Origin of the sequence: Paenibacillus sp. PAMC 26794 (assembly GCF_000316035.1) — a bacterium.
Classification (GTDB): Bacteria; Bacillota; Bacilli; order Paenibacillales; family Paenibacillaceae; genus Paenibacillus.
In genome coordinates, this window is sequence record NZ_ANHX01000071.1 from 152,952 (window position 1) to 171,911 (window position 18,960).

Annotated in this window: 17 protein-coding genes and 8 tRNA genes; all 25 read right to left on the reverse strand. The window is 47.5% G+C overall.

Annotated elements, in window-relative coordinates:
• Positions 1-199 precede the first annotated feature (199 nt).
• The 25 genes from D829_RS0122965 to D829_RS0123085 all read right to left on the reverse strand — a co-directional run bounded on the left by D829_RS0122965 (position 200) and on the right by D829_RS0123085 (position 18,903).
• Positions 200-2,461: a helix-turn-helix domain-containing protein gene (locus tag D829_RS0122965; protein ID WP_017691264.1), complete on the reverse strand. Its 2,262-nt coding sequence runs from the start codon at positions 2,459-2,461 to the stop codon at positions 200-202.
• Between the two features lie 262 nt (positions 2,462-2,723).
• The gene (locus D829_RS0122970) at positions 2,724-3,671 is read right to left on the reverse strand and encodes a ribose-phosphate pyrophosphokinase (RefSeq protein ID WP_017691265.1); all 948 of its coding nucleotides are present in this window, start codon (positions 3,669-3,671) and stop codon (positions 2,724-2,726) included.
• A 76-nt stretch (positions 3,672-3,747) separates the two neighbouring features.
• Positions 3,748-4,572 (reverse strand): histidinol-phosphatase HisJ, encoded by an 825-nt coding sequence (hisJ, locus tag D829_RS0122975; RefSeq protein ID WP_017691266.1) that lies wholly within the window; start codon positions 4,570-4,572, stop codon positions 3,748-3,750.
• A gap of 12 nt (positions 4,573-4,584) precedes the next feature.
• The gene (gene hisIE / locus D829_RS0122980; protein WP_026081365.1) at positions 4,585-5,310 is read right to left on the reverse strand and encodes a bifunctional phosphoribosyl-AMP cyclohydrolase/phosphoribosyl-ATP diphosphatase HisIE; all 726 of its coding nucleotides are present in this window, start codon (positions 5,308-5,310) and stop codon (positions 4,585-4,587) included.
• A 1-nt stretch (position 5,311) separates the two neighbouring features.
• On the reverse strand, positions 5,312-6,073 hold the full coding sequence (hisF, locus tag D829_RS0122985; RefSeq protein WP_017691268.1) for an imidazole glycerol phosphate synthase subunit HisF: 762 nt from the start codon (positions 6,071-6,073) through the stop codon (positions 5,312-5,314).
• A gap of 30 nt (positions 6,074-6,103) precedes the next feature.
• Positions 6,104-6,838, reverse strand: coding sequence for a 1-(5-phosphoribosyl)-5-[(5-phosphoribosylamino)methylideneamino]imidazole-4-carboxamide isomerase (gene hisA / locus D829_RS0122990; RefSeq protein WP_017691269.1), 735 nt, complete (start codon positions 6,836-6,838; stop codon positions 6,104-6,106).
• A 62-nt stretch (positions 6,839-6,900) separates the two neighbouring features.
• On the reverse strand, positions 6,901-7,527 hold the full coding sequence (gene hisH, locus D829_RS0122995) for an imidazole glycerol phosphate synthase subunit HisH (RefSeq protein WP_017691270.1): 627 nt from the start codon (positions 7,525-7,527) through the stop codon (positions 6,901-6,903).
• A 3-nt stretch (positions 7,528-7,530) separates the two neighbouring features.
• Complete coding sequence (gene hisB / locus D829_RS0123000; RefSeq protein WP_017691271.1) at positions 7,531-8,160, reverse strand: imidazoleglycerol-phosphate dehydratase HisB; 630 nt, start codon at positions 8,158-8,160, stop codon at positions 7,531-7,533.
• The gene (hisD, locus tag D829_RS0123005) at positions 8,153-9,457 is read right to left on the reverse strand and encodes a histidinol dehydrogenase (RefSeq protein ID WP_017691272.1); all 1,305 of its coding nucleotides are present in this window, start codon (positions 9,455-9,457) and stop codon (positions 8,153-8,155) included. Before hisD ends, hisB begins: the two co-directional genes overlap by 8 nt.
• A gap of 182 nt (positions 9,458-9,639) precedes the next feature.
• Positions 9,640-10,299 carry an ATP phosphoribosyltransferase gene (hisG, locus tag D829_RS0123010; protein ID WP_017691273.1) on the reverse strand — a complete coding sequence of 220 codons (660 nt, stop codon included), beginning with the start codon at positions 10,297-10,299 and terminating at the stop codon, positions 9,640-9,642.
• 1 nt (position 10,300) lies between these two features.
• Complete coding sequence (locus D829_RS0123015; RefSeq protein ID WP_017691274.1) at positions 10,301-11,500, reverse strand: ATP phosphoribosyltransferase regulatory subunit; 1,200 nt, start codon at positions 11,498-11,500, stop codon at positions 10,301-10,303.
• Between the two features lie 389 nt (positions 11,501-11,889).
• Complete coding sequence (locus tag D829_RS0123020) at positions 11,890-12,432, reverse strand: DapH/DapD/GlmU-related protein (RefSeq protein WP_017691275.1); 543 nt, start codon at positions 12,430-12,432, stop codon at positions 11,890-11,892.
• Positions 12,429-13,085 (reverse strand): pyrophosphatase PpaX, encoded by a 657-nt coding sequence (ppaX, locus tag D829_RS0123025; protein WP_017691276.1) that lies wholly within the window; start codon positions 13,083-13,085, stop codon positions 12,429-12,431. Before ppaX ends, D829_RS0123020 begins: the two co-directional genes overlap by 4 nt.
• Positions 13,086-13,091: 6 nt before the next feature.
• Positions 13,092-14,117, reverse strand: a complete 1,026-nt coding sequence (gene lgt / locus D829_RS0123030) for a prolipoprotein diacylglyceryl transferase (RefSeq protein ID WP_017691277.1) — start codon at positions 14,115-14,117, stop codon at positions 13,092-13,094.
• A gap of 121 nt (positions 14,118-14,238) precedes the next feature.
• Positions 14,239-15,177: an HPr(Ser) kinase/phosphatase gene (hprK, locus tag D829_RS0123035; protein WP_017691278.1), complete on the reverse strand. Its 939-nt coding sequence runs from the start codon at positions 15,175-15,177 to the stop codon at positions 14,239-14,241.
• Positions 15,178-15,595: 418 nt separating this feature from the next.
• Positions 15,596-16,723 carry a sn-glycerol-3-phosphate ABC transporter ATP-binding protein UgpC gene (ugpC, locus tag D829_RS0123040; protein WP_017691279.1) on the reverse strand — a complete coding sequence of 376 codons (1,128 nt, stop codon included), beginning with the start codon at positions 16,721-16,723 and terminating at the stop codon, positions 15,596-15,598.
• A gap of 103 nt (positions 16,724-16,826) precedes the next feature.
• Positions 16,827-18,020 (reverse strand): helix-turn-helix domain-containing protein, encoded by a 1,194-nt coding sequence (locus D829_RS31740; RefSeq protein ID WP_017691280.1) that lies wholly within the window; start codon positions 18,018-18,020, stop codon positions 16,827-16,829.
• Positions 18,021-18,164: 144 nt separating this feature from the next.
• Positions 18,165-18,237 (reverse strand) — tRNA-Lys (locus D829_RS0123050).
• A 7-nt stretch (positions 18,238-18,244) separates the two neighbouring features.
• A tRNA-Tyr gene (locus tag D829_RS0123055) sits at positions 18,245-18,330 on the reverse strand.
• A gap of 15 nt (positions 18,331-18,345) precedes the next feature.
• A tRNA-Phe gene (locus D829_RS0123060) sits at positions 18,346-18,418 on the reverse strand.
• A 20-nt stretch (positions 18,419-18,438) separates the two neighbouring features.
• Positions 18,439-18,516: transfer RNA gene (locus D829_RS0123065), tRNA-Asp, on the reverse strand.
• A gap of 9 nt (positions 18,517-18,525) precedes the next feature.
• Positions 18,526-18,601 (reverse strand) — tRNA-Thr (locus D829_RS0123070).
• Positions 18,602-18,606: 5 nt separating this feature from the next.
• Positions 18,607-18,682, reverse strand: a tRNA-Val gene (locus tag D829_RS0123075).
• A gap of 9 nt (positions 18,683-18,691) precedes the next feature.
• Positions 18,692-18,768, reverse strand: a tRNA-Met gene (locus tag D829_RS0123080).
• Positions 18,769-18,811: 43 nt separating this feature from the next.
• A tRNA-Ser gene (locus tag D829_RS0123085) sits at positions 18,812-18,903 on the reverse strand.
• Positions 18,904-18,960: the final 57 nt, after the last annotated feature.

Below are 18,960 nucleotides of genomic sequence, written 5' to 3' on the forward strand. Positions count from 1 at the left end.
CCCAGTTGCCACATAAACCATTTTCACATACTGCCTATATTCGCAAACCATAATTTAGCCAGGTATATCCTTCGCCTTAGCCGAAAAAGGGTGAACCTCAGCATGTCTAATCTCCGGAATGGAAAATGACTGCATGAAATTCACCCTGTGCTTATATTCGGCTGTATGCAACCCCTTGGGTCGGAACGAACACTTCAATTTATTCTTTGGACTCTCGTTGCTCACGTTTCATTCGACGATAATCGCCTGGAGTTATACCTGTGATTCGCTTAAATACACGCCCAAGTGTAATTCCATTTGCATACCCTACCTTTAGTGCAATGTCCTGTAAAGAACAGTCTGTTTCCAAAAGCAATTTCTCGGTCTCTTTCATTCGTAGCTCTGTCACGAAGTCAACGAATTTCATGTTGAACTCCGTCTTGAACAGATAGCTCGCATGTTTGCCCGAAATCTGAAAGCGATCACTTAAATGCTTGAGTGACAGATCTGGATTCGCAAACTGTTCCTCGATATAATTTTTCATTTCGTTAACCATCGCCTTGTAACTCTTCGTTTCAGTTACCGCCACATACGTTCGGAACAAGTCAGTCAGGCCGTCCAATAACAGACCTTTCACATCCTCCAGCTTCTCCGCTTCTTCTACAGCGATCAGCCATGCGCTAATGTTTTTTTCAGACAGCTCTTCCTGCAGTCCCTCTGACATCATAGATACTTCCCGGCTGAGCATCTGTAGCATCGCCTGAATTAAAGAGCGAATCTCTTCATCAGGCAGCTTATTCTGCTCAAACGCGACGAAGATTTCCTCCAATTGCTCACGCCATTGACCACTCGACATTCGGAAACGTTTGACAAAGTCAGCAATCATCTGTAGATAAGTGTAAGTTTCCAACAACGGATGCTGAAGTTCACCAGAATCTGCCTGGCCCACATCACCGTTCATTAACAATTTACGTTGCACAACTGCTTCAGCCGCCGTATAGGAATGATGAATGGCGGTTATACCCTCAGCCGCGGAACCAATGCCAAAGCTCAGCGATATACGCAAATTTTGCTCAACCCAAGATCTGCAATCCTCCGCTACTAAGCGAATCTGCTTGGACATCTGCTCGCTACTCTCTGCCTGTTCCTTTGAAAGAAAGAGAATGGCGATCCGATCCGCACTAATCCATTCCGTCCAGCATTGCACTTCTGTATTACGAGAGAGCTCCTGAAGAACATTCATTAAGGCAAACTTCAGCGTGTTCTGCTCTCCTCTTGTAAACCTCTCCTGAAACCCCTTCTCATAGCGGTTAATTTCCCCAACTACAACGATAAAGTGTGAAGTGTCGTTCACCTCGCCCAGCGGAGATAATTCTTTCAGTTGCTCTTCGACATGGTCCATATGCTCCCCGTAAAGCAATGCTTTGAACAACTTGCTGCGCTGCATCAGTACGTTTTCCCTACTTTTTTTGTCATAGTCCATCATATGGTTAATCAAGTTTTCAAGCACACCATCAATCATCTTCATCTCATCCATACCCGTGCCTGAGTTTTCAAAAGCTCGAATCTGTTGCGATTCGATTCGGTTCATAATAATCTGAATCGGTTTATAGTTGCGACGTGTAATATACACAATATATACAATCGCGCAGATGACGGTCACAATGGCAATGATTATCCACACATAGGAGACAACAGAGACCCAGCTAAACAGATTACCTGCTTTGATGCCACTGGTGAGTGTCCAATTTAATCTTTCCAAAGGAATTGTGTTTAACTCCTGCCCATCCCGAGTTCCCTCTTGATCGGAATGGGCATTATAAACAACCTTGCCCTTCTGATCGGTTATCGTCAGGAAGGATAGTTGTCCATTTATCATACTGTCCACACTCTGCTCAATGCTGCTCATCTTGACATTAATGACGAGTGTACCCTCTGAGCCGAATGGTAAAGGCATGTCCTTATTTACCGTCAACACCCGCACAGGAGTTCGCTGAACAACATCCACTGCAATTTCCCGAACGGGCTGCCAGCCCGAAGTGACAGCCCCATTCACAATCTGATCAATCCATGCTTGATCAGAGAAGCTTTCTACTTCCCTTGAGCCACTTACCGTTAGCACATGTTTGTTTTGCTTGTCATATAGATATATCGATTGAATCCATGATGAAGAACCGCTCAACTCACGCAAGCTTTGAGCGATCGTATATACTTTATCGGAACTGATCTGGTGGGTATTATTAAAATAAAGCTTGTACGCCTGTTCGCTCTGTACCGCTTCAGTTATCGATAACTCAATATCCCGAATCGTACGATCCAACGTAGTCGCCAGATAATTGGAAGAGATCCGATCCGCCTTTTTCGTTTCCTCCCTGGAGATGTCATTAATGAAAACAAAGGCAATAAAAATGAGTATCGTCATGGTAAAGAAGAAGATAGGGAAATACGAAAAGAGCAGTCGATAATACCAAGTGCGCGACAATAGACCCCACTCCTCACTCCACGATGCCAATGTCCATCAGCCGTGGTTCTGCTGTTTATTATCTTTCCACACCTTACGGATGGTTACATATATAATAGCGCTATCATTGTTGATTTTATGCTATTATAGCACAAGTCTGGAACGGCAAAGTAAGGAATTGAAATTACGGAGCCTAAACAAAAATACCGTGCTGAGCTTGAACAACAACTCAGACACGGACATGTGAAAACAATTTGGACTATCGTCTTACATCATTTCGAAACTAAATACCAGAGTCTTTAAACAAAGTAGCCATAGAGCCGCCCTCAACTATAATACGAATAGCTCGTGACAACATTGGAGCAACAGGCAATACCTTAAAGCACTCTGGATGGTCATCCGGTAGCGCAATGGAATCGGTAACGACCACCTCTTCAATGAACGGGTGATTCAGTTTACTGACTGCCCCATCCGAGAACAATCCGTGTGTTGCACATACATATACATTTTTGGACCCACGTTCCTTCAACCCTTCCACAACATTCAGAATGGTTGTTCCAGTGTCGATCAGATCCTCAATAATAATAGGTGTCCGTCCTTCTACATCACCAATGACATGGGTAATCACCGATTCATTATGGCTTGGACGTTTCTTGATCATAATGGCAAATGGAGAATCCAGGCGGTTCGCCAGCTTCTCTGCCATCGATGCTCGTCCCGCATCCGGGGAGACTACAACAGGGTTCTCAATTCCTTTGCTTAACAGATAATCACTAATCAGATCCAGTGATGTCATATGGTCAACCGGAATGTTGAAGAATCCCTGAATGGCCGCTGCGTGCAGGTCGATCGTTACCACCCGATTGGCGCCAGCGGTAGTTAATACATCTGCTACCATCTTGGCCGAGATCGGCTCCCGTGGAGCGGATTTACGCTCTTGCCGAGCATAGCCGTAATACGGAACAATGATGTTCACAGTGCGCGCTGAAGCCCTCTTTGCAGCATCAATCATCACCAACAGCTCGACAAACAGCTCATTGATCGGATGAGACAACGACTGTACCAGAAACACATCACAATTACGGATCGTTTCTTCATAATGAACGTATATTTCTCCGCTCTTGAACCTGGACAGCTTGATCTTGCCCAGTTGTACACCCAGCTTGTCACATACCTGTTCTGCCAGCTTAGGGTTCGATGAACCGGAAAAAATACGTAACGAATGCTGCATAATGCCCTCCCGAGGGTTGAAGTCCCTATATAATCCCTTATCTAAAAGGTTATTTCCCTCATTATACTCCACTAGCTTATACATTTAAAGGAATGAACGAGCGATGACGGCCTTCAAAAACAGCGACTTCCGTACAGCCCAACTCATGTAAAAGTGCTTCAGCTTCAGGCAAATAATCCCCCAGCTTCAGTGGGTCATGTGCATCAGAGCCCATGGTTAATGGAATGCCCAATCGAATGGCTTCCGTCAGCATTCTGCGACTAGGGAACATCTCGGCACAAGGCTTCGATAACCCGGAAGCATTCAGTTCCATGGCGCAGCCACTTTTGGCAATAGCCTGCAGCGCTGCGTTCTCCAGTGAGATACGTTCTTCTGTCTGCTCCGTTGAAGGAACATAGCCAAACCGTTTAATGACATCCGTATGGCCCATAATATCGTACATGCCCGTGGCTGCTGCCTTGCTTACGGCATCGTAGTACTGACGATATACCTCAAGGATGTCTTTGCCCTCCCAGTGATGGGTCTGGCGGAAATCCGTAATGTCCCATTCCCTGAGAAAATGAACAGAGCCAATCACATAATCCCATGGATAACACTCAATAATCGCACGGATCTCTTTTTCCCAGCCTTCAATATAGTCACCTTCCAGACCAACACGTACGTCAATCTGCCCACGGTATCGTTCTTTCAGGGAAAAACACTCCTCTACGTAACGCGGCAGTTCATCCATAGGCATCGCCATTTCAGGATAATATTGAGCCGGATCGACATGCAACAAGGGCATGTGATCGGACAATCCAATCTGAGATAGTCCGATCTCCACACCACGCTGCACGTACTCTTCCAGTTTGCCAACGGCATGTCCACACCGCTCATGGTGTGTATGATAATCTATACGCACGTAGCTCGCCTCCTAATCGCGGCGAGGCCGTTCATGACGGCGGCTCAGCTCTGACATAATGTCGTCCAGCGGCAGCTTGCGCTCTTGTAACAGGACGAGCAGGTGATACATCAGGTCACTGACTTCCAGACGAAGCTCGTCATTATCTTTATTTTTGGCGGCGATGATTGTCTCGGACGCTTCTTCACCGATTTTTTTCAGTATTTTGTCTACACCTTTATCAAACAGATACGTTGTATATGCACCCTCAGGACGCTCACGTTCACGCTCTGCAATAACGGATTCCAGTTCAGCCAATACCTCAAAGCGACTTTCGGAACCGGAATTTGCAGAAGCAGATGCCGCACCCGCTTCATCCGAAGCCTTGTCTGCCGATTTCTCTGGCAAACCAATGATTTCATTATGGAAACAAGTTATCGCCCCTGTATGGCAAGCCGGACCGTTCGGTTTCACCTCAACCAACAAGGTATCGCCGTCACAATCATATTTTAGGGAAGTAATCGTCTGCACGTTGCCAGATGTTGCTCCTTTATGCCACAACTCCTGACGCGAGCGTGACCAGAACCACGTCTCACCGGATTCAAGCGACAACTTCAGAGATTCGCGATTCATATAAGCCATCATTAAGACTTCCCGAGTATCCACATCCTGCACAATGGCAGGAACCAATCCTTCACTCCAACGAATGTGTTCCACAACCTGTTCCAAGGACAACTGTTCCTTGATTTCATCGCTCACTTTAGTCACGGATCTCCACCCCTTGTTCTCTCAAATGTTGTTTTAACGCCGGTACGGCGATTTCTTTGTAATGGAAAATCGTTGCGGCCAGCCCTGCGTCCGCTTTGCCTGTGGTAAATACATCATAGAAATGAGATTCCTTGCCCGCACCGCCCGATGCGATGACTGGAATACGCACAGATTCGGATACCGCTGCCGTCAGCTTCAGATCAAAGCCGTCTTTTGTTCCGTCCGCGTCCATACTTGTGAGAAGAATCTCCCCCGCGCCCAAGCTCTCAGCCTGTTTAACCCATTCCAGCGCCTTGATCCCGGAGGGTTTCCGTCCACCATGGGTATAGACTTCCCACTCGCCCCAAGCTTCGTTATACTTGGCATCGATCGCTACCACGATACACTGCGAGCCAAAGCGACGTGCGCCATCTGCAATCAACTGCGGATTAAGTACCGCGGCTGTATTCACTGCAATTTTATCCGCACCTGCACGGAGAATCCGCTTCATGTCCTCTACCTTGGAGATGCCACCACCTACCGTAAAGGGAATAGCAATCTCGCCGGCCGTCTGCCGCACGACTTCTTCCATCGTTTCGCGACCTTCCACTGAAGCGGAAATATCGAGAAATACCAATTCGTCCGCGCCCTCGCGGTCATATAGTGCCGCCAGCTCTACCGGATCACCCGCATCGCGGAGATTAACGAAGTTGACGCCTTTGACGACCCGGCCGTCCTTCACGTCCAGACAGGGGATGATTCTTTTTGCCAGCATGCTACCTCTTCCTCTCTATCCGAATATCACTTACTTATTTACCGCACGTACTGCTTCAGACAGATCGATACTTCCCGTATACAGTGCTTTACCCACAATTGCTCCACCAACACCATCATCCGCGTGAAGACTCAGACGAAGCAGATCATCCATTACACTTACACCGCCGGAAGCAATAACCGTCCGTCCGCTTGCCTTGGCTAGAGACACAATCGCTTCCACATTAGGACCCTGCATCATGCCATCACGGGAAATATCCGTAAAGATAAACGTTTCTGCCCCATATGCCGCCAATTCCTTCGCGAGTACCTCTGCTTGTACTTCCGATGTTTCAAGCCATCCGCGGGTTGCCACGTAACCGTTACGTGCATCGATACCAATTGCCACTTTGTCGCCGTAACGTCCCAGTACTTCCTCTGTAAAAGCACGATCCTCAATCGCTGCTGTTCCAATGATCAGCCGGCTAACACCCAGACCCAGCAAACGTTCTACATCGGCTACCGTACGAAGTCCGCCACCTACCTGAACAGGTACGTTCACAGCCGAGGCAATCCGCCCAATCAGCTCATCGTTAACAGGATGCCCTGCTTTCGCACCATCCAGATCCACCAGATGAACGTATGTACCGCCTTGCTTCTCCCAGGATAGAGCTACTTGAACCGGGTCATCGTTATACACGGTCTCCTGATTATAATCTCCCTGCACCAGTCTTACACATTTGCCGTCCCGGATATCAATCGCCGGATATAGGATAAAAGATGACATACAAGGCCTCCTGAATATGAATTAGATTTGTACGCTTTCTATAGTTAAAAAGAGATGATGTTTTACCTTTGTACAGGTGCTCCTGTCAGAGCCAAAAAGTTGCCGAGCAGCTTCATACCAAGCTCTCCACTTTTCTCCGGGTGGAATTGCATGCCGAAGTTGGACCCTCTGCCTACAATGGCTGTCACCGGATGTCCGTAATCCGTTACCGCCAGCAGATCGTCCCTGTTTTCAGTAAGCGCATGATAGGAATGGACAAAATAGACGTGACCTGCCTCAAGCCCCGTAAATAGAGGATTTTCCGCGTGCAGGAATTCCAAACGGTTCCATCCCATATGAGGAACCTTCAGTTCTCCTGGTGCGAAACGCACCACTTTACCTGGCAAAATATCTATTCCCTCATGCTCGCCATGCTCTTCACTTGAGCTGAACAACAATTGCATGCCCAGACAGATACCGAGCAGTGGCTTGGACCCGGCAGCGGCTTCCTTCACCACCGTATCCAGTCCACTCTCCCGCAGATGAACCATCGCATCACCAAAAGCACCTACGCCTGGCAGAATGACACCATCTGCGCCAAGAATCTCTTCCCGGTCACCCGTGACCAGCGCTTCGTAGCCAAGACGTTCGACCGCTTTGCCGACGCTGTGCAGGTTACCCATACCGTAATCGACAATTGCAATCGCCATCGTCTACAGTACTCCCTTCGTAGAAGGCACACCCGTTACACGTGGATCAATCATCGTTGCTTCATCCAGTGCACGTCCCAGCGCCTTAAAGATCGCTTCAATCATGTGGTGGGTGTTCTGACCATAGTGCACAATGACATGTAACGTAATCCGAGCTTCCAGCGCCAATTTCCACAGGAATTCATGTACCAGCTCCGAGGAGAAACTGCCTACCTGTTGGGATGGGTATTCTGCACGGTATTCAAAGTGAGGTCGGTTACTCACATCAATAATGACCTGGGCGAGCGCCTCGTCCATCGGTACAAAAACACTGGCGTAACGCTTAATGCCACGTTTATCACCCAACGCTTCTCGCAACGTCTGTCCCAGACAGATTCCGATGTCTTCAACCGTATGATGATCGTCGATGTCGATATCTCCGCGAGCCTGCACGTTCAGGTCGAATTGTCCGTGCTTCGTGAACAGATCCAGCATATGGTTCAGGAAGGGTACATCCGTTTCAATCGTGGATTGTCCAGTTCCATCTACAGTAAAAGCCAACTGGATATTGGTCTCGTTTGTTTTGCGGTCAACCTCTGCTTGGCGCACTGCACCTTTGTTTTCAAGTTCCACACCATTATTTTGCTTATCCATTGTCCGATTCCGCCTTTCCTTCCTGTTCTAACCGTACAGCAATTGCACGGGCATGCCCTTCAAGACCCTCATGACGGGCCAACTCTATAATAGCCGCTCCGTTCTGCAGCAGCGCTTCTTTACTATAATAGATCAGACTCGATTTCTTGATAAAATCATCCACGTCCACTGGTGAACTGAATCGCGCAGTTCCATTGGTCGGAATAATGTGATTGGGTCCTGCAAAATAATCCCCTACCGGCTCCGAGCTGTAAGGGCCGAGGAAGATCGCACCGGCATTTTCGATCCGGCCAGCGTAAGCCATCGGCTCCTGCACCATGATCTCCAGATGCTCCGGTGCAAGCCGGTTCACCACATCGATTCCCTCATCGATGGTATCGACTACAATAATCGCGCCATACTGCTCCACGGAAGCAGCAGCGATATCGCGCCGCGGCAGCACATCAAGCTGCCGCTGCACTTCGCCCTGCACGGCTTCCGCCAGCGCGGCCGAATTCGTGACGAGAATGGCCGATGCCATCTCGTCATGTTCCGCCTGCGACAACAGGTCCGCGGCGACATACACCGGATTCGCCGTATCATCGGCGAGCACCACAATCTCACTCGGCCCGGCGATACTGTCGATATCGACCGCACCGAACACTTCGCGCTTCGCGAGCGCCACGTAAATATTGCCCGGTCCACAGATCTTGTCGACCGGGGCAATACTCTCCGTGCCGTAAGCGAGGGCGGCGATGGCTTGAGCGCCGCCAACCCGGTACATCTCGCTCACGCCTGCTTCCGCAGCAGCAACGAGAATGTACGGGTTAACACCTTCGCCACCGTTCGTTGACGGCGGCGTCACGAGAACAATCTCCGGCACGCCTGCTACTTGTGCCGGAATCACATTCATCAGCACAGACGATGGATACGCTGCTTTGCCGCCAGGTACATAGACGCCGACCCGCTTCAGCGGTCGGATGACCTGGCCCAGCAGGCTGCCGTCCGGCTGCCAATCCATCCACGAGTTGCGTTTCTGTTTCTCGTGAAACGCACGAATGTTGGCGGCGGCTTGCCGAATCGCCGTCACAAAGGATGGCTCCACGGCTGCATAAGCCGCCTGCAGCTCTTCCTGCGGCACGCGCAATTCCGCGGCCGTCAGCATCGTGCGGTCCAGCTGCTCCGTGTAACGCAGCAGTGCCGCATCACCCTCACGGCGAATGTCGCTGACAATACGCCGTACCGTTTCATTTTGCTCCGGCGTGCCATACTCCACTTCCCGCTTCAGATCAAACTCCCGTGCAGGTACAATTTTCATACGTACAACCTCCTTATCCACTGTAATGCGTAATGCCTGTCATTCGAATCAATTTCATAATACCTTTTGCGGCTTCAATCAGGGCTAATTTGTTGTGTCACTTACCTTTGCTTTGTATGTTTCTCATTTATATTCTCTTTAACTATTTCGTTGTTTCTCATCTATGTTTCCGACGCATTCGTTTATCCCCGAAAGCTCCCCGCAGAAATCCCATTTGATGCCGGAATGACCTGCTGAAGTGCATCACACAACGCCTGAATTCGCGCATTCTTCATACGATAACTTACCCGATTAGCGATAAGACGGCTCGTGATATCCAGAATACCTGTCATCTCCACCAATCCGTTCTCGCGCAGTGTCTGACCTGTCTCCACCAGATCGACAATTCGGTCTGCCAGACCAATCAAAGGCGCAAGCTCAATGGAACCATTCAGCTTGATAACCTCAACCTGCTGCCCCTGCTCCCGAAAATACTGTGAAGCAATCCTTGGATACTTCGTTGCAACACGTTGCTGGATGCCTGGCTTCCAGTCTGGAAGTCCGATCACAGACATACGGCATTGGGCGATTCCCAGATTCAACAGTTCGTACACATCCCGATCTTCCTCCAGCAGTACGTCTTTACCAACAATTCCGATATCGGCAACACCGTACTCCACATATGTTGGAACATCTACTGGCTTCGCCATAATGAATTCCATTCCCGCTTCCGGTACTTCGATGACCAATCTGCGTGTATCGTCCACGTCTTCTGGAATATCCAGCCCTGCTTCACGGAACAATTTGGAGGCTTTTTTATAGATTCGGCCCTTCGGCATGGCCACCTTCAGAATATCCGACATCTCAGCGTCCTCCTTCTTCAGATCCGTAAGTAATAACCTGCTCCGCTTGAACGGTTGTTGCTCCATTTGATACAGCATTTGCCTCAGCCCCGGCTTCAGAAAGGAGGAGCGTGACTACATTTTGTCCCATACTACGTAATCTTGCCGCTTCTGTTAGTGCCTCGGCCCGACGTTTCGGGCTATATTGGATAAGTATTGTTTTTTTCTCTTCAATGATGATGCCGTGAACGCCATCAATAATACGGTTCGTTTTCAGTGCAAACCCTGTAGCTGGCAACGAGCGCCCAAACTGTTGTAAGAGATTATCATACCGTCCACCGCTACATACCGGAGATCCCAGTTCGGCTGCATACCCTTCAAACGTCATGCCCGTATAATAGGAGAAATCACCGATCATCGTCAGATCAATCAGCACATGCTCGGATACACCGTACGCTTCCAACACTTCGAATACGGCACACAGATGTGCAATCGACTGTGCTGCTTCAGCACTTGAACTTAGCTCTACCGCATGTGTGCATACTTCCTTGCCACCTCGCAGACGAAGGATCGCTTCAAGCTGTTCCTTCAACTTCGGCTCCAGATTCAATGCTTCAATCGACTGGCGATAGCCGACATAATCACGTCCGAGCAGCCCTTCCTTCAATTGCTCCTGCTCAGCGGTCTGGCCTGGAATCACTTCCTCCAGTAATCCGTTCAGGAATCCCATATGGCCCATGGCTATTTTAAAAGAAGACACGCCCGCTGCCTGCAAAGAGGCAATCGCAAGCGCAACAACTTCTGCATCCGCTTCAGGTGAATCGTCTCCAACTAGCTCTACACCTGTCTGGAAAAATTCAGCTTCACGTCCAGCTTCCTCTTCAATGGAACGGAAGACGTTCGCATGATAGGACAGACGCAGCGGTAACTGCTCATCTTTGAGCATGGACGAAACGACGCGTGCAATCGGAGCCGTTAGATCCGATCTCAACACCAGCGTGGTTCCCCGGCTGTTCAGCAATTTAAACAATTTGCGATCTGATGTAGAGCTTGCCACACCTACCGTATCGTAATATTCAATCGTTGGTGTGATGATCTGACGGTAACCCCAGCGTTCCATACATTCCAGTACATTGCGTTCAATCGTACGCAGCTTGGATACTACATGTGGTGTATAGTCGCGGAATCCGGTCGGTTTTTCAAAACCTTTTGGTTTGGACATTGGTAATATTCACCCCGAGTCAGTAATTTAGAGAGTCGCACTCGTTCTATTTCAACAGGATTTATGTAGTGTAAATCCCCATTCTATCTTGTAACCCTGAATCACCGTATTGCTGCAAAAGCCTTCAACTATTGTTCTAGTTCAACCTTTATCACGTTTAATTTCTCCGAGAATACTTTCACATGGTAAAGTGCTAACAAACTAAAGGATATGGGATATGATAACATGAAATCCGCACTACCGTCAACAATACCCAAGCTTGATTGCCCTTGGATCGACATATCGTTTTATATACACACCGTTACGCTCGCCAATCGGTATTTATATACGAAAAAAGCTGCCATAAGCAGCTTTTTACTTCAACCCATCTTCATTCATTACTTTATTGATCAATGCACACTACCCTGAGAAGAATCATCCGTGTTAAAGACAGTTCCTTCCGTAGAAGCTGCCGCGCGGGATAAATCACGCAGTGGATTGCCTCCAACAAAAGCTCCTGGTGCAACATCCTTATGTACGACAGCTCCAGCAGCTACAACGGCTCCGTCTCCTATAGTTACCCCGGGCAGAATCGTTGTGTTAGCACCAATTAGTACATTTTCCCCGATAATCACCTCACCGAGCCTGTACTCCTTAATGAGATACTCATGAGCGAGAATCGTTGTGTTGTAACCGATGACCGAGTTTTCGCCGACCGTTATTTTCTCCGGAAAAAATACATCCACCATCACCATCAGGCCAAAGGCTGTGTGTTTTCCCACCTTCATACCGAGCATTCGGCGGTAAATCCAGTTCTTCACCGATAGGATTGGACAGTAACGTGACAACTGGATCCAGATAAAATTACGAACGCCCTTCCACGGACTCACTGTCTTGTAGATATGCCAAAGTGCATTCTGGTCCTCTACCGGATAGCGGGTTACTTTTCTCATGAACGTCCCGTTTCAATACGGATGAGTTTCAACAAGTCTCTCATGTCATGTAACATATGATCGGGTCCATATCCGTTCAGGATTGTTTCTCCTTTAAGAGACCATGCAACCCCCGCCGAGAGTGCGCCCGCATTTTGAGCCGATTGAATATCCACTGGACTGTCACCCACCATTAACGTTTTGGCAGGATCTGCACCCAGTTCCGTCATAGCTTTCAGTACAGGTTCAGCGTGCGGCTTCGGATTCGTCACATCGGTCACTGTTACAATTGTCTTCATATATTTCAGTAGGTCAAAACGTTCTAGCACCTTTAATGTAGATGGACGAATCTTGGTTGTGACCACACCCATAACAATGCCCGCCTGATGCAGCGCCTCTACTACCTCAATGACATGTGGAAAAGGCCTAACCATCGCTTCATGATGGATATCATTATAAGCACGGTAACCTTTCACGTACTCGGAGACTTCCTCCTGGCCAGAGAAGGTACGCATTTGCTGCTCCAGTGTGCCACCCATATGTGGAATGATCTGTTCCCGAGTCCATGGAGCTGAATGCTCCCATCCCCCCATGACATGCTGGAATGAGCTGATAATCAACTCATTGGTATCAATAATCGTTCCGTCCAGATCAAACAATACCGTGTCAATCATGTTGCATTACTCCTTTTTATCATCAACTTGCTTCGGATCATCTTTGGCTGGAGGTGTTAACTTACTCTCTTTGCCAGCAACTGTTCCCGTATGCTCCATATCATCTGAGGTAACTTTGGACGATACAATCGGATCACTATAGCGAACATCCGCTTTGCCTGTCACTCTTCTCACCACAATGAATACAACAGCAACAATAATGATGCCAATCGCGAGCAGTTGCGAAATTCTTACGTTACCATATGCGGGATCAAGATACCCTTGTTCGAAGCCCATTGCAGTCATTGGAGACCACAGCCCGTTCACTAATGAAGCAACCCATTGCGGAGCCTGGAAGCCAAGACTGTCCGTACGTAGAGCTTCAATGAAGAAACGACCGATAGAGTACCAGATGAAATAAGACATGAACAGTTCACCTGAACGCAGAAACTTCTGACGACGAAGAACCAGCAGCAAGACCAGACCAACGAGACTCCACATCGATTCATACAAAAATGCAGGATGGTGGAATACGCCTTCTACATTCATTTGATTCACAATAAAGTCCGGCAGATGAAGCTTGTCTCTCAAAAATGATTCTTCCACAGGACCGCCGTAGGCTTCCTGATTCACAAAGTTCCCCCAGCGTCCGATCAACTGTCCAACGAGCAGTCCAGGCGCGCAGATATCGGCCATACGCCAGAAGTTATACCCTTTACGACGGAAGAAAATAACTGCACAGATGATTGCACCAATAAGTGCACCGTAGATGGCGATCCCGCCATTCCATATTTTAAAGACATCCCAGAAATTATCTTTATAATCTTCCCATTTAAATGCTACGTAGTAGATGCGGGCACCAATGATGGCAGAAGGCACGCCCAGCAAGACCATGTCCATGAACACTTCCTGTGGAATATTGTATCGTTTGCCCTCCCGGATCACGAGCAGTAATCCTATAAGTGCCGCAGCACCAAGAATAAGCCCGTACCAGTGAACCTTTAACGCTCCAATAGAGAACGCAATCGGGTTCAACAGTAATAATGTATCCATTCATTCACACTCCTATTTATTCAATCAATCGCACGCATGACGAATGGTTGGCATGACCTGCGCCTTAAGAGAAGCAGTACATGTCAACCATTTGTGTTCATTTCCTTGTATAAAATGTTTCTTAATCCATGTCTTCCATATCTTCCGAGATGGTTGCTGTCAGCTTGTTCGTGAATTGCAGCGCAGCATTAAGACCCATCTGTTTCAGGCGATAGTTCATACCGGCCACTTCAATAATAACCGCCAAGTTCCGTCCCGGACGAACAGGAATCGTAACGAGAGGTACATCCGTATCAATGATACGTGTAGTCTCTTCATCCAGACCCAGACGATCATATTGTTTATCCTGCTGCCATGCTTCCAGACGTACAACCAAGGTAATTCGTTTGTTATTCCGAACCGCACCAGCTCCGAACAATGTCATGACGTTGATTATACCGACACCTCGAATTTCGAGTAAATGGCGGATCAATTCAGGTGCAGTACCGTGTAGCTGAAAATCTGACGTTTGGCGGATCTCTACCGCATCATCGGCAATCAGTCGGTGTCCACGTTTCACCAGTTCAAGTGCTGTTTCACTCTTACCAATACCGCTACTACCTGTGATCAGCATACCTACGCCATAGACATCACAAAGTACACCGTGAATGGTTGCTGTTGGTGCCAATTTCTTTTCCAGGAATCCCGTGATCCGGCTGGATAGAATCGTGGTAGCCATGTTGCTGCGAAGTACAGCCAAATTCTGCTCTTCACTGATATCAATCAGCTCTTGCGGAACTTCCAGTCCACGCGTGACAACGATACAAGGCGTCTCTTCCGTACAAAGACGTTGCATACGATCGCGCCGCTCTTGCTCAGGTAACATTGCAAAGAAAGCCAACTCCGTTCTTCCAAGTAGCTGTACCCGTTCTTGTGGATGGTATTCAAAATAACCGGCCATTTCCAGACCAGGACGGTTCAGATCATCTACCGTAATGACTCTTTTCAGTCCGTGAGATCCAGAAACAACCTCTAACTGAAACTGCTGTACCAATTCGGATACTTTCACTTTTTTCGCCATTTGTCTCTTCCTTTCAGCATTAGCTGTCCCTCTATGTACATCAGATCGTGTATCAGTTTTTTCCATTATTAGCGCATTCACAACATGGGGTACGGACTGCATACCCTTCCAACAATCGATTCCTCAAATATATGAAGACAGACCTTCAAATAATCTTAAATGAATTCCGGGATGAATGCAATCGCAGCCGCCCACAACTATTAGTAAGAAAAGTCTTCTGACTGAAGCACCTTCTAAGATACTACATTCGTAGTTTAGCGGCTGTTTTTCTTGCGATTATTGATCCTTCAGGCTTCGCCGAAACTTATCAATCCAATAATCTTAAAAAAGCCCCTTCCAGCAATAACGGAAGGGGCTCTCATTACAATGTATAATTGCATTAACTGTCAGGTTCCATCGTCACCGAGGAATCCCAGTATTATTTGTCTTGAAGAAGTACGTTCACTTCAGTCTCTTTGTCAAAGATATGAACTTTGTTCATGTCGATGGCCATTTTAACTGTGGAACCATCACGAGTGTTAGAACGTCCGTCTACACGTGCGATCGTTGTATCATTACCAACACCACTCAAGTAGAGGAGCATTTCGTGACCCAGGTTCTCTGTAACATCTACGTGTGTAGAGAATACAGAGTTCGGGGATGCTTCCAGGAATACTGGCTCTTCGTGAATGTCTTCTGGACGAACACCCAGAATCACTTCTTTACCAATGTATCCTCTAGATTTCAACACTTGTGCTTTACCTTGCGGGATTTCAACATCCACACCAGGAGCTATGAAATGCATGCTAGTACCTTGCTCAGCGAGTTTACCCGAGATAAAGTTCATTGTCGGGGAACCGATGAAACCAGCTACGAACAGGTTAGCCGGCAGGTTATACAACTCTTCCGGAGAAGCTGCTTGTTGGATGATACCATCCTTCATAACAACGATCCGATCACCCATCGTCATAGCTTCGATCTGGTCATGCGTTACGTAGATAACAGTTGTTTCCAAACGTTTCGCAAGTTTAGTGATCTCTGCACGCATTTGACCACGCAGTTTGGCATCCAAGTTGGAGAGAGGCTCATCCATCAAGAACACTTGTGGATCACGGACAATCGCACGTCCCAAAGCGACACGTTGACGTTGACCACCGGACAATGCCTTAGGTTTACGCTCAAGCAAATGCTCGATATCCAGGATTTTAGCTGCTTCACGTACACGTTTGTCGATCTCATCTTTTTTAACCTTACGCAATTTCAAACCAAACGCCATGTTTTGATATACGCTCATATGCGGATACAAGGCATAGGATTGGAATACCATCGCGATATCGCGGTCTTTAGGTGCAACATCATTAACGACACGGTCACCGATATAGAGTTTACCTTCAGAAATTTCCTCAAGGCCTGCGATCATACGAAGTGTTGTTGATTTACCACAACCGGACGGACCTACCAGTACCAGAAATTCTTTATCTTTAATGTCCAGGTTAATGTCAACTACAGTTGCTTTATCAGAACCCGGGTATTTTTTGAAAATATGCTCTAAACGTACTCCAGCCATGATTGTTGCCTCCTCAGAGATCATTTTGTAATCGAATACAATTTGTATTCTTATAATACCCTATCTACGTGAGGTTTGACTATTCGCAAACTGCACAAAAATATCAATGCTTTTTCGTCACTTTGTACATAAGCAGTAAAAACTGCACTAGAACAGCACTTTCGAAGTGCCTTACATCGTAACCAATCTCCTGCTTGATCTTGTCCAGACGGTACACCAACGTATTACGATGAATGAAAAGTCGTTTTGCTGTCTCGCTGACATTACAGTCCAGGCTAAAAAAGGCCTCCAGCGTAGCAAGTGTCTCACTATCATTGAAGATTACCGTATCTTTGCCAGTTTCCTTTATAAAACGTATACGTTGATCATCTGGGATGCTCGCTACCAACCGCTCCAGGTGAAGATCCCATGGGAGATGAATATGTTGCGTAACATGGAATGCTCTCCCCAAGTGAACACTTTCTTTAAGAAGAGCTGTGACCGATAAAAGTTGTTGTGCAGGAATGCATGGCAGAGATGCGGACAGATGGAACACCCCAGCCCACTCACTGGCAACCAATTCATGTAACCCCAGACAAAAAGCGTTCAGTGAATCCTTTTTGGCTTCCGTTGTATCTTCCTCGGCTTCTTCTGTAACAATTTCTTTATCACCCATGAAAATCCACTCTTGCTCCCCCAAAGGAATCAAGACAATCTCCTCACCAAAGTAACTCTCAAGCAACTTGTTCAGTTCCTTGGACCGTAAACGATGTGCATCCGGTGTATCCCCTTGCAGCAAGAAGAGAATCTTCTCAGCATTCAATCCTGCGGGCACCACAAAGCGATCAGGAACCACTTCAGATTCCTGCTTGGTTGAATGTTCGATCTGCCCTTTAAGCCAGAGACCCAATTCAGTCAAATACTGCTCCCTATCATTCTCATATACAACAGGTTGTACCTCATCGGGTAGAGCCGAGTTAGTACGGATTAAAAGCTCAATTAATTGTCGTGTTTCCACGGTAATTGATTTTGCAGGGCATCCCCAACACACGACGGTCTCTTCTTGCTCATTCGTCCGGACCTTAAAAAATATACGCTTTCCCGTATTCAAACTGATCACATCGGATGAACTTGGAGATGTAGATTGAACGGGTAGTTCCTGACTCTCACCTTCATCACCAAAGGTCTCTGAATTTTCATGATGACCAACTAGATTGGCAACGGATTGCATCCATTCTTCTATTGTAATTTCATATTCGTCCAAAGTTGTGCCTATAATGACTTCAATTTGCTGTTTTAGATCAGGTATGAGCTTCATATAATGAACGTCACCACTCTGCATGTTTTCTATTAGTTTATCATATCTTGCCCAGCATTAATAAATATCCATATTGAGCTAAAATCACATAACAAAAAAAGAGCGACTAATCAAATAAATGATTAATCACTCTTTTCTTAAAGATGAGTCATGAAGGGCTCGAACCTTCGACACCCTGATTAAAAGTCAGGTGCTCTACCAACTGAGCTAATGACTCATAAAACTGGTGGAGGATGATGGATTCGAACCACCGAACCCGTACGGGAGCAGATTTACAGTCTGATGCGTTTGGCCGCTTCGCTAATCCTCCAGGGTTAAGTAAAAGTGGCTCGGGACGGAATCGAACCGCCGACACGAGGATTTTCAGTCCTCTGCTCTACCGACTGAGCTACCGAGCCTTATTTAATTTTAGGATTAATGGCGGAACCGACGGGATTCGAACCCGCGATCTCCTGCGTGACAGGCAGGCATGTTAGGCCAACTACACCACGGTTCCAGGCATTAATGGTGCCGGCGAGAGGACTTGAACCCCCAACCTACTGATTACAAGTCAGTTGCTCTACCAGTTGAGCTACACCGGCGTATATGGTGGAGGCTGAGGGGATCGAACCCCCGACCCTCTGCTTGTAAGGCAGATGCTCTCCCAGCTGAGCTAAGCCTCCTGGGTAATATGGTAGCGGCGGAGGGGATCGAACCCCCGACCTTACGGGTATGAACCGTACGCTCTAGCCAGCTGAGCTACACCGCCATATTAATTGTGTCTTGATTGCTTGTCCATCTTTAGGTAAAGATGGCGGAGAGAGAGGGATTCGAACCCTCGCACCGCTTACGCAGTCTAACCCCTTAGCAGAGGGTCCCCTTATAGCCACTTGGGTATCTCTCCAAATAACAATCTTCAACATCATTCAAGGATTGCTCCCTGAAAACTAGATTCGAAACG